The sequence below is a fragment of the Tenacibaculum todarodis genome (genome assembly GCF_001889045.1).
GTDB classification, from domain to species: Bacteria; Bacteroidota; Bacteroidia; order Flavobacteriales; family Flavobacteriaceae; genus Polaribacter; species Polaribacter todarodis.
Genome location: NZ_CP018155.1, coordinates 2,457,954 through 2,471,790 on the forward strand (window position 1 = coordinate 2,457,954; position 13,837 = coordinate 2,471,790).

At 31.2% G+C, this 13,837-nt stretch carries 13 protein-coding genes and 1 tRNA gene; 7 read left to right on the forward strand and 7 right to left on the reverse strand.

Features of this window, described 5'->3' with window-relative positions; all coding sequences use genetic code 11:
* Nucleotides 1-10: 10 nt before the first annotated feature.
* Both LPB136_RS11230 and LPB136_RS11235 read left to right on the forward strand, forming a co-directional pair.
* A complete protein-coding gene (locus LPB136_RS11230; protein WP_072556418.1) occupies nucleotides 11-568 on the forward strand; it encodes a class I SAM-dependent methyltransferase in 558 nt (185 codons plus the stop codon).
* A gap of 48 nt (nucleotides 569-616) precedes the next feature.
* Nucleotides 617-2,158 carry a glycine--tRNA ligase gene (locus LPB136_RS11235; protein WP_072556419.1) on the forward strand — a complete coding sequence of 514 codons (1,542 nt, stop codon included), beginning with the start codon at nucleotides 617-619 and terminating at the stop codon, nucleotides 2,156-2,158.
* Nucleotides 2,159-2,234: 76 nt separating this feature from the next.
* Here the strand turns inward: LPB136_RS11235 and LPB136_RS11240 are convergent, their stop codons facing one another.
* The 6 genes from LPB136_RS11240 to LPB136_RS11265 form a co-directional block, all read right to left on the reverse strand.
* Entirely contained in the window at nucleotides 2,235-2,789 is a 555-nt protein-coding gene (locus tag LPB136_RS11240) for a hypothetical protein (protein WP_072556420.1), read from the reverse strand.
* A gap of 89 nt (nucleotides 2,790-2,878) precedes the next feature.
* Nucleotides 2,879-3,562, reverse strand: a complete 684-nt coding sequence (locus LPB136_RS11245) for a class I SAM-dependent methyltransferase (RefSeq protein ID WP_072556421.1) — start codon at nucleotides 3,560-3,562, stop codon at nucleotides 2,879-2,881.
* 33 nt (nucleotides 3,563-3,595) lie between these two features.
* Complete coding sequence (locus LPB136_RS11250; RefSeq protein WP_072556422.1) at nucleotides 3,596-4,885, reverse strand: aminopeptidase P family protein; 1,290 nt, start codon at nucleotides 4,883-4,885, stop codon at nucleotides 3,596-3,598.
* Nucleotides 4,886-4,967: 82 nt separating this feature from the next.
* Nucleotides 4,968-6,269, reverse strand: coding sequence for a DEAD/DEAH box helicase (locus tag LPB136_RS11255; protein ID WP_072556980.1), 1,302 nt, complete (start codon nucleotides 6,267-6,269; stop codon nucleotides 4,968-4,970).
* 247 nt (nucleotides 6,270-6,516) lie between these two features.
* Nucleotides 6,517-7,479, reverse strand: coding sequence for a succinylglutamate desuccinylase/aspartoacylase family protein (locus tag LPB136_RS11260; RefSeq protein WP_072556423.1), 963 nt, complete (start codon nucleotides 7,477-7,479; stop codon nucleotides 6,517-6,519).
* Entirely contained in the window at nucleotides 7,449-8,360 is a 912-nt protein-coding gene (locus LPB136_RS11265; protein ID WP_237267387.1) for a RimK family alpha-L-glutamate ligase, read from the reverse strand. The genes LPB136_RS11260 and LPB136_RS11265 overlap by 31 nt, the downstream gene beginning before the upstream one ends.
* A 120-nt stretch (nucleotides 8,361-8,480) precedes the next feature.
* Here LPB136_RS11265 and LPB136_RS11270 point away from each other — a divergent pair, with 120 nt between their 5' ends.
* From LPB136_RS11270 to LPB136_RS11285, 4 genes are all read left to right on the forward strand, one after another.
* Nucleotides 8,481-11,312 carry a VPS10 domain-containing protein gene (locus LPB136_RS11270; RefSeq protein ID WP_072556424.1) on the forward strand — a complete coding sequence of 944 codons (2,832 nt, stop codon included), beginning with the start codon at nucleotides 8,481-8,483 and terminating at the stop codon, nucleotides 11,310-11,312.
* Nucleotides 11,313-11,365: 53 nt separating this feature from the next.
* Nucleotides 11,366-11,578, forward strand: coding sequence for a zinc ribbon domain-containing protein (locus tag LPB136_RS11275; protein WP_072556425.1), 213 nt, complete (start codon nucleotides 11,366-11,368; stop codon nucleotides 11,576-11,578).
* 23 nt (nucleotides 11,579-11,601) lie between these two features.
* The gene (folB, locus tag LPB136_RS11280) at nucleotides 11,602-11,958 is read left to right on the forward strand and encodes a dihydroneopterin aldolase (RefSeq protein ID WP_072556426.1); all 357 of its coding nucleotides are present in this window, start codon (nucleotides 11,602-11,604) and stop codon (nucleotides 11,956-11,958) included.
* A gap of 84 nt (nucleotides 11,959-12,042) precedes the next feature.
* A tRNA-Cys gene (locus LPB136_RS11285) sits at nucleotides 12,043-12,113 on the forward strand.
* A gap of 182 nt (nucleotides 12,114-12,295) precedes the next feature.
* On the opposite strand, the gene LPB136_RS11290 is transcribed toward LPB136_RS11285, so the two are convergent.
* Nucleotides 12,296-12,541 carry a helix-turn-helix domain-containing protein gene (locus LPB136_RS11290; RefSeq protein WP_072556427.1) on the reverse strand — a complete coding sequence of 82 codons (246 nt, stop codon included), beginning with the start codon at nucleotides 12,539-12,541 and terminating at the stop codon, nucleotides 12,296-12,298.
* 102 nt (nucleotides 12,542-12,643) lie between these two features.
* Here LPB136_RS11290 and LPB136_RS11295 point away from each other — a divergent pair, with 102 nt between their 5' ends.
* Nucleotides 12,644-13,837 (forward strand): SH3 domain-containing protein, encoded by a 1,194-nt coding sequence (locus tag LPB136_RS11295; protein ID WP_072556428.1) that lies wholly within the window; start codon nucleotides 12,644-12,646, stop codon nucleotides 13,835-13,837.

Sequence of the window (13,837 nt, forward strand, 5' to 3'; positions counted from 1 at the left end):
ACAAATCTTTTTGACAAACAGACTCAAATTTTTTAAAGAAGCCGTAAAAAGTTTAAAAACATCTGGAACGGTAACTCCAAGTTCTCGTTTTTTGGCAAAAAGAATGATTGCTAAAATAGATTTTGCAACCACAGATGTTGTTGTAGAATTAGGCGCTGGAAATGGTGTAATTACCAAACAAATCTTAAAAAAACTACACCCAAAAGCAACTTTGGTTTGTTTTGAAATTAACGATAATTTTTATAAAGATTTATTGAAGATTAAAAATAAGCAATTGGTTGTTTTAAATACTTCTGCTGAAAAAATTGAAGAAGAGTTAGCAAAACTAGGATTTTCAGAAGCAAACCATATTATTTCTAGCTTACCGTTTACTATAATTCCTGATGCCATTTCAACAGAAATTTTAGAAAAAGCGTATAAAGTTTTAGCTTCAAAAGGTACGTTTATGCAGTATCAATATTCATTAACGTATTTTAAAAAATTATCTAAAGTTTTTTCCGAAGAAATTAAATTAGAATTTGAACCACTTAACTTTCCACCAGCATTTGTTTATCGCTGTATAAAGTAACTTATTTTTTATTGATTTTTTTTAGATTACTGTATATTTGCGGTCATTATGGCAAAACAAGAAGATCAATTTAAGAAAGTATTATCGCACGCAAAAGAATACGGTTATGTATTTCAATCGTCTGAAATTTATGACGGATTAAGTGCGGTTTACGATTATGCTCAAAACGGAGTAGAGTTAAAGAAAAATATTAGAGATTATTGGTGGAAAGCAATGGTTCAAATGAACGAAAACATTGTTGGTTTAGACGCCTCAATTTTAATGCACCCAACCGTTTGGAAAGCTTCTGGACACGTAGATGCTTTTAACGATCCGTTAATTGATAATAAAGATTCTAAAAAACGTTATAGAGCAGATGTTTTAATAGAAGATTATTGCGCCAAAATTGAAGGAAAAATAAATAAAGAAGTTGCTAAAGCTGCAAAACGTTTTGGTGATGCTTTTAATAAAGAAGAATTTCTTGCAACAAACGGACGTGTTGTTGGATACCAAGAAAAAATCACTACTATTTTAGCAAGAATGGGTAAATCTTTAGAAAATGAAGATTTAGCAGATGTTAAATTATTGATTGAAGAATTAGAAATTGCAGATCCTGTTACAGGTTCTAAAAACTGGACAGACGTTAAGCAATTTAACTTAATGTTTGGAACCCAATTAGGTGCTTCTGCAGAACATTCTACAAAAGTATATTTACGTCCAGAAACAGCACAAGGTATTTTTGTGAATTTCTTGAACGTTCAAAAAACTGGGCGTATGAAAATTCCTTTCGGAATTGCACAAACTGGTAAAGCCTTCAGAAATGAAATTGTTGCAAGACAGTTTATTTTTAGAATGCGTGAGTTTGAACAAATGGAAATGCAGTTTTTTATTAAGCCAGGAACACAAAAAGTTTGGTACGAAAACTGGAAAGAAAACAGAATGAAATGGCATTTATCTTTAGGAATGGGCGCCGATAATTACCGTTTTCATGACCATGATAAATTAGCACATTACGCAGATGCAGCAGCAGATATTGAGTTTCAATTTCCATTCGGATTTAAAGAATTAGAAGGAATACACTCAAGAACAGATTTCGATTTAAAACAACACGAAGAATATTCAGGTAAAAAATTACAATATTTTGACCACGAAGAAAACAAAAATTACGTTCCTTATGTAGTAGAAACTTCAATTGGTTTAGACAGAATGTTTTTAGCTGTTTTCTCTAATTCTTTGCAAGAAGAAGCTTTAGAAAACGGAACATCAAGAACCGTTTTAAAATTACCAGCAGTTTTAGCACCATTTAAAGCAGCGGTTTTACCGTTGGTTAAAAAAGATGGCTTACCAGAAGTTGCACGTGAGATTTTAAACGATTTAAAATGGGATTTTAACGTGTTTTATGACGAAAAAGATGCAGTTGGTAAACGTTACAGAAGACAAGATGCAAACGGAACACCGTTTTGTATTACTGTAGATCATCAAACATTAGAAGATAAAACAGTTACCATACGTCATAGAGATACAATGGAACAAAGCCGTGTTGCAATTGCCGACTTAAATGCTATTATTAAAGCAGAAGTTGATGCGAAAGCATGGTTACAGAAAATGTAAACACATTGTGTTTTAAAGTATAAAAAAACCTCATCAATTTGATGAGGTTTTTTGGTTATTTATATAAAATATTTTTTTATTTAATTGCAAATGTTGAAACAATTGCTCTTTTTTCATCTAATGAATTTGGATTTGTAACGATAATCCCATATTCACTGTCTCTATCAAACTTATTGATTGTTAATAAATAAGATTTTTCACCATATTTTTCACCTTTAAATTTTAAAAGATCAAGATTGTTAGTTGAACTAGACCAAATACCGTAAGAAGCTAATTCTGCTAGTCTTTTCTTCTTCTTTCTTTTAAATTTAAAAATGTTTACGATAGACATTGGGTCTGTTTCATTATCAACAGCTCTTACAACAATTTTAATTTCATTTTCTGGGTTATATATAGCGGTTGAACAACAACCTTCTACCCTAATTTTTGTTTTAGTCTTAGCAACAGTAACAAGAGCAATACTAAAACCAGCGCCAGTTCTAAGTTTTACGTTTTGTTTTTCCATTACTAAAGGGGTGTTATCTGATTTGAGAATAAAAGCTTCTCCTATAAAATTAGGTTCTTGAATTTTTTCCTGCGAGTAGGTTAGAATTGAAATCAAAAAAAGTACAATCAAAAAATGTTTTTTCATAGCTATATAATAATATTTAATTACTTACTCTTTTAAAGATTTTCAGCATACCTCTTTTAATTTGTGCGAATATAAAGAAAAACTAAGTTTTATCTTTTTTTAAGTAGATAAAAAACCTGCGAGTTAAGTTGCGAATTAAGTTTGCCAAAAGGTGAGTTTCTCCTTTTTACTATTTCAAATTGATTGTGAAAAAGAGCTTCTAATTTTTTATGATTAAATCCAACATGAGAAGAAATATAACCTTCAGCATTCCTGATTTCTGGGACTTCCATTCCTAAAAAGCACTTCAAAGTATTCTTTAAATTTCCAGAAAAACTTCCACCAAATCCCATTCTTCTTATGTTTTTTATAAGAGAAGGGAATCCAATTTCAATAGGTACAGAAATTAATAATCTTCCGCCGTTACTAAGTTTTTTATGAAAAAAAGAAAGCATTTTTTGCTGTTCTTTTTCGTTAAAATGTTCTAACACTTCAAAACAAGTTACAACATCAAAAACTTTAGAATTTAATTGTTCTAATTTAGTATAGGTTTTAATATTACTTGTAGATTGATTAGCCATTATAGGCTCGTAAGCACTCAGTTCTATGTTTTTATCTCGCTTTAGAATTTCTTTTAAAAACTTATTGTCTCCAGAACCATAATCTAAAATGGTGCTAAATTTTTCTTCAAAAATAATATTCAACCCAATTAAAAACCTTTTTCTATGAGAAAACCTAGCTAAAGGATTTTTACTATTGTATGTGTAATTTGAGTATATGTATTCTTTTCCCATTAAAAAATGAAGCCTTTTTGTTTTAAAATAAAATTAATTCATTAAGCTTTCTATTTCATCTGCTTCAATAGGAATATTACGCATTAAATTAAAAGGTTCTCCCGTTTTTTGAATAACAACATCATCTTCTAAACGAATTCCAAAACCTTCATCTGGTAAATAAATTCCAGGTTCTACGGTAAACACCATGTTTGCTTGCATTGGTTCGTGTAGCAAACCATAATCGTGCGTGTCTAAACCAATATGATGCGATGTTCCGTGCATAAAATATTTTTTATACGCTGGCCAATCTTTGTTTTCGTTTTGTACATCGGCTTTATCTAACAGCCCTAAACCTAACAATTCTGAAGTCATTAAATGCCCAACTTCTACATGATAATCTTCCCAAATTGTTCCAGGAACAAGCATTTTTGTAGCTTCATTCTTAACACGATTTACAGCATTATAAACTGCTTTTTGCCTGTCTGTAAACCTACCAGAAACTGGTATTGTTCTAGACATGTCTGAAGCGTAATTTCCATATTCCGCAGCAACATCAAACAAAATTAAATCGCCCGCTTTACATTGTTGGTTGTTCTCAATATAATGCAACACATTTGCATTATTTCCGCTTGCAATAATTGGTGTATAGGCAAATCCTTTAGAACGATTCATTAAAAATTCGTGCATAAACTCTGCTTCAATTTCAAACTCCCAACAATCTGGTTTTACAAAGTTTAGAATTCTACGGAAACCTTTTTCGGTAATGTCACAGGCTTGTTGCATTAAATCGAGTTCAATCTTACTTTTTACAGAGCGTAAACGATGTAAAATAGGACTGCTTTTAGCAACCGAATGTGCAGGATATTTATTTAATAACCATTTTGTAAAACGGTCTTCGCGAGTTTCAGTTTCAACCTTTGCGCGGTAATGTTCGTTGGTGTTTATGTAAACAGTTTCTGCCAAGGCCATCATTTCTGCAAACACTTTTTCGATGTCTTGTAACCAGAAAACAGTTTTAATTCCACTTGTTTTTAAAGCCGCTTCCTTGTCTAATTTTTCACCTTCCCAAACAGCAATATGCTCGTTAGTTTCTTTTAAAAATAAGACTTCTCTAAATTTTTCTTTCGGAGAATCAGGAAACAATACCAAAACACTTTCTTCTTGATCTACACCACTTAAATAAAAGATATCTCTGTGTTGTTCAAAAGGCAACGTACTATCTGCTGAAATCGGATAAATATCATTAGAATTAAAAACAGCTAAACTCATCGGCTTCATTTTTGAAGCAAAGTTTTTACGATTTTCTATAAATAAGTTGCGGTCTATTTGGTGGTATTTCATTGTTGATTTGTTTTTATAAAAATCAAAAGTACAAGTTTAAACCGATAAATAAAAGATGCTTTGTATTTTGTCAATCTAAATTTTATCTACGTCTATTTCTAGATCTGTTTCTACCAGCTCCTTCAGAATTTCCATCTGACGGTCTTTTTTTCTTTGTTCCAGAACCGCCTCTATGAGAAGCGCCAACACCTTTTTTCTTTTTGTTGAAAGAACCTTTTTTCTGAGTAGCAGCACGTTTTGGGCCAGCAGTATCTGTTGGTTCAAAGCCTTCAATTATTTCGGTTTCTAGTTTTTTCTTAAGTAGCTTTTCTATTTCTGCTTGATATTCAGTTTCTTCGCTACAAACTAAAGAAATAGCTTGTCCGCTTGCTCCAGCTCTACCAGTTCTACCAATTCTATGTACATAATCTTCGGGTACATTTGGTAACTCAAAATTAATTACGTGTGGTAATAACGGAATGTCTAATCCACGAGCAGCAATATCGGTTGCTACCATAACTCTTATGGTATTTTCTTTAAAACTCTTTAACGCTTTTGTTCTAGCACCTTGACTTTTATTTCCGTGAATTGCAGCTGCAGAAATACCTGCTCCAATTAATTTTTTTGTTAATTTATTAGCTCCATGTTTAGTTCTTGTAAAGATTAAAACCTGATTCCAATTTCCATCTTTAATTAAGTTGGTAACTACTTGTGTTTTTTTGCCTTTATCAACTAAATAGGCTTTTTGAGAAACCATTTCTGCGGTAGAATTTTGCGGTGCCGCATTTACCATAACAGGATTTTTTAAAATCCCTTCAGCAAGTCTTTTAATTTCTTTTGAAAAAGTAGCTGAAAACAACAAATTTTGACGTTTTGCAGGCAAGTAACTCATTATTTTATTCAAATCACGAGCAAAACCCATGTCTAACATTCTGTCAGCTTCATCTAAAATAAGCACATCAATACGATTAAAAGACACGGCTTTTTGGCTGTGTAAATCTAATAATCTACCAGGAGTTGCTACTAAAATATCTACACCTCTTCTTAAAGTTGCTATTTGTCCGCTTGCTTTTACACCACCAAAAACAACGGTAGATTTTATGTCTAAATGTGTACTATATTCTCTTACATTTTCTAAGATTTGAGCAGCTAATTCCCTTGTTGGAGTTAATACCAAAGCACGTACTGGTCTGTATTTTGGATGTTTAGTTTCCGATAAATATTGTAAAACAGGTAAGGTAAAACCAGCTGTTTTTCCTGTTCCGGTTTGTGCAGATGCCAAAACATCTTTACCTGCTAAAATATGCGGAATTGCTTTTTCTTGTATTGGTGATGGAGTTGTATATCCTTTTTCTTCAATGGCTTTTAATAAAGCGTCAGTTAATCCTAAAGATTTAAATGTCATAGTTATTTGTTTAGAAATACACGGTTTATTGGTATTTCTATGAGTTTGCAAAGGTACAGCTATTAAAATTGATTTTAGCGCATAAAAAAAGATGCTTAAAAAGCATCTTTTCTCGTTGATTTTTGGTTGATGATTAACTCAATAGTAATTTAGTTGTTTTTAATTAGTTAATAGATTCTAAATATAACAAAAAAATTACGATTATTTACAAAACTGATTAATTGTTGAAAGGTTAAGAGTTTGATTGTTAGCTTCCAAAGTGAAAAAGAGGATCTCCCATATTTACTATTGGAAAGAAATTTACTGATATAATATAACCGTCTTGAGGTGCTTTTACTGCAAACTTTGTTTCGCCATAGGTATCCATAATAAAACCAAGAATTTGCCCTTTTTTTATTTCTTCACCATTTTTTACCTTCAAATTAAAAAGCCCAGCTACTTTGGCGCGTATCCATTTTCGTTTGGTTATAATAATTGATTTTTCTCCTTCAGGAATTTTAACATTGCTACTTATCATATTAAAACTTCTAAGCACACGTAGTGTTCCGTATATTCCTTGTTGAATGGCTTCTTCATTTAATCGGAGGGATTCTCCAGCTTCATAAACAATTATAGGAATCCCTTTTTTGTAACAAGAGTTTCTAAAAGATTTGGCAATTAATTTTGACCCAAACATCATTGGCGCTTTAAAGGTTGTTGCTAATGCTGCTGCATTTTTATCTTCTGGAGTATATCTAATCTGTGGAAAATTACTTCGTTGCCCACCACCAGTATGAAAATCGATACCGAAATCTACATTTTGAGTTAATTCTTTCATTAAATAATATGCCATTCTACTAGCTAAGGAACCCGTTTTTGAGCCTGGAAAACTTCGGTTAACATCTTTACCGTGCATGTCTCTAGATAAATTTATAAACCCGAAAATGTTTAATAATGGAACCACTATTACACAGCCGCTAAGAATTTTATAAGATTTGTCAATCAATAATCGTCTTACCAACTCAATGCTATTAACTTCATCTCCATGCAAACCACCTTGCAATAAAACAGTTGGCCCTGCTTTTTTACCATTAAAAATATAGACAGGAATTTCAATTAACGTTCCAGTTGGTAATCTATCAATTGGTATTTTTATTAGCTTAGATTCTCCTAAACCAACTTTTTGACCACGTATTTCTACTACTTCGTTTTTAAATTCTTTTTCAAACATTTATTTACCACATAATTAATAATTCCTTCAGCTATATTTACTTTTGTATACGCTTCAATTCCTTGTAAACCTGGTGTAGAATTTACTTCAATTAATAAAGGTCCACGTTTAGATCTTATAATATCTACACCTGCAATTGGCAAACCTAGATAATTTGCAGCTTTTATTGCCATTTTTTGTTCCTGTTCAGTTAAAACAGCTACAGAACCACTTCCGCCACGATGTATATTTGAGCGAAAATCATCGTCTAAACCTTTACGTTTCATTGCTGAAAGAATTTTATTTCCTACTACAAAAGCCCTAAAATCTTCACTATTGCTTTCTTTAATAAATTCTTGCAATAAAATGCTATTATTCATGCTATACATGGTGTCAATAATAGATTTGGCAGATTTTTTACTTTCTGCCAACATAACACCGACACCTTGCGTACCTTCTTGTAGTTTTATAACTACTGGCGCACCACCCAATAATTCTATTTGCTCTTTTATATTGTCTGTATCTACCGAAAAAAGTGTGTCAGGAATCGGAATTCCTTTTCGGTTCATAATTTGAAGTGTTCTTACTTTATTTTGAGCTCTAATTATACCTAAAGAACGTGCTGTACTAAAAATACCGTTCATTTCAAACTCCTTAACAACAGCAGCACCATGACGCGTAACCGAAGCACCAATTCTTGGTATAATTACATCAGGAATATCAATAATATTTTCTCCTTCGTAAACAATTTCTCGCTTACCTCCAGAGAGTTTTATGGAACATTTGGTGTGATTTATAATTCGTACAGAATGTCCTTTCTTTTTAGCTTCTTGATAAATACGATTTGTGGAGTAAATTTTTTCTCCAACAGAAAGAATAAATATGTTTATAGGTTTGTTCATTTATTACAAACTTAATAAAATTATTGGTGTTATACATTGTGTTTAAAACTCTTAAATAATTCTTAATTTTTTTTTTAGGTAAAACCTTTCTCGTAATTTCAACGTTTAAAAACCAAACTAATGAAAACTATCTATCAACTTTTAGTGTTGTTGATTTCAACAACACTATGTGCTCAAAATACTGCTACTTCTACAGACGTTGTTCAAAATGCGTTAAAACAAAAAACAGCTTTAGCTAAAACATCACTTGTAAAAAACATTCCATTTAAAAATATTGGACCTACGGTTATGAGTGGTCGTGTGGTAGATGTTGATGTGAATCCTAATAATACAACAGAGTTTTATGTGGGTTATGCTTCTGGCGGATTGTGGTATACAAACAATAACGGAACAACGCTTACGCCAGTTTTAGACAACTCGCCAACACAAAATGTGGGTGATATTGCTGTTGATTGGAATAGCGGAACTATTTGGGTAGGAACAGGAGAAAATAATTCTTCGCGTTCTAGTTATGCCGGAATTGGTATTTTAAAATCTACGGATAAAGGGAAAACTTGGGAAAATGTAGGTTTGCTAGACAGTCATCATATTGGGCGAATTTTAATCAACCCAAAAAATCCAAATGAAGTTCTTGTTGGAGCTATTGGTCATTTATATTCTCCAAATTCCGAAAGAGGTATTTTTAAAACCACTGATGGAGGAAAAACTTGGAGTAAAACATTATTTATTGATGAAAATACAGGAATTATAGATGTTGCAATAGCACCAGAAAATTTTAATATAATGTATGCAGCTTCTTGGGAAAGAGAAAGAAAAGCTTGGAATTTTGATGGTGATGGAAAAAATTCTTCAATTTATAAATCTACAGATGCAGGTAATACTTGGACTAAAATTTCTGATGAAAGCGGTTTTCCTGTTGGAGAAGGAGTTGGTAGAATTGGGTTAGCGGTTTTTAATGAAAACATTGTGTATGCTTTACATGATAGTCAATACCGAAGAAAATCCGAAGGCAAAAAAACAACATCTTTTAATTTTTCTAAAAAACAATTTGAAAATTTAAGTTCTGCCGATGTTTTAGCGTTAAGAAACAAAACTTTAGATAATTATTTAAAAGCTTATGGTTTTCAAGAAAAATTTAGAGCAGAAAATGCAAAACAATTATTAAGACCTGGAGGTGTTAAGCCAAAAGAATTAATGACCTTTTTAGAAAATGAAATGGCTATTGCTTTTGAAGAACCAGTAATTGGTGCCGAAGTTTTTAAAACAACAGATGGTGGTAAAAATTGGAAAAAACAGCACACAAGTTATTTAGATGGTATTTATAGTTCTTATGGATATTATTTTGGTGAAATTAGAGTAGACTTACAAGATGAAAATAGTATTTATGTTTTAGGTGTTGGTATTATTAAATCTAAAGATGGAGGAAAAACATTTACGTCTATTAGCAGCGAAAACGTACATGCAGATCACCAAGCATTATGGGTAAATCCTAAAAAATCAGGGCATTTAATTGAAGGAAATGATGGCGGTTTAAATATTTCTTATGATGATGGAGAAAATTGGATTAAATTAAACAATGCTGCCGTTGGACAATTTTATACGGTATATGCAGACAATCAAAAAAACTATAATGTGTATGGTGGTTTGCAAGATAACGGTGTTTGGTTTGGCCCTAATAACGCAAGAATTGATAAAAGGTGGCATCAAACAGGTCAAAACCCATATAAATCAATTATGGGAGGAGACGGAATGCAGGTTCAGGTGGATGATAGAAATCCGAATATTGTGTATACAGGTTATCAATTTGGAAATTATTATCGTTTAAATCTAGAAACTGAGGAACAAGAATATATTCAACCAAAACCAAAAAAAGACGAAAAACCATATCGTTTTAACTGGCAAACTCCAATTCATTTATCAAAACACAATCAAGATATTTTATATTTAGGAGGAAATAAATTACACCGTTCTTTAGATAAAGGAGATAATTGGGAAGAAATTTCTGAAGATTTAACCGCTGGCGGAAAAGAAGGAAATGTAGCATACGGAACGTTAACCAGTATTTCTGAAAGTCCATTTCAATTTGGTTTAATTTATACAGGTTCAGATGACGGTTATATTAACATTACAAAGAACGGTGGTGGAAGCTGGACACGCATTTCTAATAATTTACCACAAAATTTTTGGGTTTCAAGAGTAATTGCCTCAAAATTTAAAAAAGAACGTGTGTATGCAACTTTAAACGGATATCGATTTGATGATTTTACAAGCTACGTTTATGTTTCTGAAGATTATGGACAAACATGGAAAAGTATAAGTAGTAACATACCAACAGCTGCTGTAAACGTTATAAAAGAAGATTCAGAAAACGAAAATGTGTTGTATTTGGGAACAGACAATGGTTTGTATGTTTCTTTTAATCAAGGAAATTCTTGGGAAATGTTTAGTAACAACTTACCTAATGTTGCTGTGCACGATTTGGTGATTCAGCCAACAGCAAAAGATTTAATTGTTGGTACGCACGGAAGAAGTATTTACAAGGCAAATATTGAAACTATACAAGGAGTTTCTGAAACTATTTTAGCAAAAAATACGCATCTTTTTTCAATAAATGATATTAAAAAAAGTAAAAGATGGGGAAGTTCTTGGAGTCAATGGAGACCAGCTAATACGCCTGAAATGATTATTCCTTTTTATGTAAATTCTGATAAAGAGGTTACATTAGATGTTTTTTCTGAAAACATAAAAGTAAATACACTTACAGTAAATGCAGATAAGGGTTTTAATGAGGCTAAGTTTGATGTTTCTTTTTCTGAAAAAGGAAGAAAAAAATATACTAAAAAGAATAAAGACACTGAAGTTGTAGCAGCGAAAAACAACGTGTTTTATTTACCAAAAGGAAAGTACACCGTTAAATTAAATGGAGAAGCACAAGAGTTTGAAGTTAAATAAAATGTAACAATTTTAAGTTTTTACACTCTAATAAGTATACATAACTTTTAATTATGAGTAAACCATTAAATTATACGTGTCCAAAATGTAATTCAAAAGACTATAAAGTTGGACAAATGCGTGCAACAGGAGGTTTTTGGACGAAGTTTTTTAACATTCAAAGTGAAAAATTTACAAGTGTTACCTGTAAAAGGTGTAGTTATACAGAGTTTTATAAAGCTCCAACTTCTGCATTAAGTAATATTTTTGATTTCTTTGGAAACTAAAAAACATTGATATATTTGCCATTATGGGAATTATACAAGTAAACAACATACGCCTTTTTTCTAACCATGGATGTTTAGATGAAGAAGAGAAAATTGGTTCAGAATATAGAGTTGATGTAGAAATAAAAGCATCTTTAAGAAAATCTTCTAAAACAGATAACTTAGTAGATACGGTAGATTATGTGCATTTAAATCATATTGTAAAAGAAGAAATGGCAATACGATCGGAGTTACTAGAACACGTTGCAGAGCGCATTTTAACACGTTTTTTTAAAGAAATTAGAATGATACGAAGAGCAAAAGTTAGTGTTGCTAAAATAAATCCACCAATAGGCGGAAACGTAGCAGAAGTAGTTATTGTTTTAACAAAAAAGCGTTAAAATTAAAAAATGCTTGTAATACTTGTAAATTTACGTAAATTTGCAATCCTTAAAACAGCTTGTTATTTGTTTTAAAACTTAAAAGGTGTCTTGGCCGAGTGGCTAGGCAATGGTTTGCAAAACCATGTACAGCGGTTCGAATCCGCTAGACACCTCAATTATTTTTAATAAACCCTTGACTTTAAACTAGTTAAGGGTTTTTTATTTTATTTTTTACCCACGATTTTACCCGCATTAATAAAAAAGTATTATTTACTGTATCCTTTAATTAAATTGGAATAGAAGTTCTTATAGCAACAAAAGTAAAGAATATATACAGCTAAATAAATTTTTTAGATTAATCTTCGTTAAACTTTATCAGTTCTGAAGGAGAAACTCCAAAAGCATCTGCAATTCTTTTAAGCATAGAAATTTTCATCTCTTGTTTACCTAATTCGTATTTTCTTAAGTTTTGAGCATCAATTTCAGCTTTAAACGCAATTTCTTCTATGCTTAAATTATTTATTTTTCTTAATTCTCTAATATGTTTTCCTAATTCTATACAGAATATAGGTATTTCTTTTTTTCGTTTTCGCTTTAACATAAATCAAAGGTGCTTACAATCAATTATATATAACCAATTGTAAACAATGGGTTGTTTACAACCTTTTTATATATATTTGCTTAAAATTTAAAAAATCTAAACATGAAAAAAGAAAGCTCTCAAGAATTAAAATACCAATCATTATCAAAAGGATTGGGAATAACAGGTTTGGTATTAGGTATTGTTACGTTATTAGTATCCTTTATTCCATGTTTTGGCTTGTTTACTATTTTCTTTGGAATAATTGCAATATCAATTTCGCTGATAGGTTTGGTAATAACATTAAAGCATAACCATGAAAAAGGTTTAATTGTTGGGGCTTTAATAACTTCTTTATTGGGTTGTGGTATTGCTTATTCTCAATACGCTGCTATGAATGCTTTAGGTGACGAATTAATTAAAGAAGCAAATAAAACAATTGTAGAAAATGGAGGTGAACCAATAGATTTTAAGAAGAAAGAAACAAAACCTGTATCTACCGTAATAGTAGATGATGAGAGAAAAGCAAAAATTAAAAAGGTCAACTACTTTTCTGATAATTCTTCAGTAACAGGCGAAAATGGGATATCTTACAATTTAAAGGTGAAAAAGGTTGAAGTTGCTAGAAGAAAAATGTATGAATCTGAGGGAATAAATTATGTAAGTAGGTACGATAATATTTATATAACTATAAGTGCCTTTCATGTTGAAGAAGCATTTATGTTATTTTCAAATGGTGAATTAAAAGAAACTGTTAATATAAAAGGTTATCTTCTTAAGTCTAGCAGAAGCGATGGGGATGGCTATGGTAAATATTGTAGCGATAGTTTTATATTTTATCCAGAATTAAACACTCAAACTACAAAGAAAAGCAGAATTGCTGATTTTACAGGTGCTAATTGTGGTATGGGTGAAGAAGTAAATAATAGAGTGAAAAACGAAAGAATTAAAGCTGTTAAAGCTTCTGGAATTTTGAGCAACGAAGATATTAAACCAATAGAAAAAGTGTCGAAAATTGTAAATGTGGAAGCTCCAAAAACAGCATTAGTAGAAGAGGTTTCTGAAGAAAAAATTGAGGTTAATAAAATTTACAATATAACTGTCGATAATTTAAGAGTAAGAACAAGCCCAGATTTAGATGCAGAAAAAATTGAAAATCTTCCACTAGATACCAAAGTTGAATTTTTAAACCAAAAATCTGAGCAGAAAATAACTGTTACTATTAAAGGAAAGGAAATTGATGAGTATTGGTATAAAGTTAAAACACCTTCAGGAAATGTTGGATGGATTCATGGATGCTGTTTTGATAAAAATTAA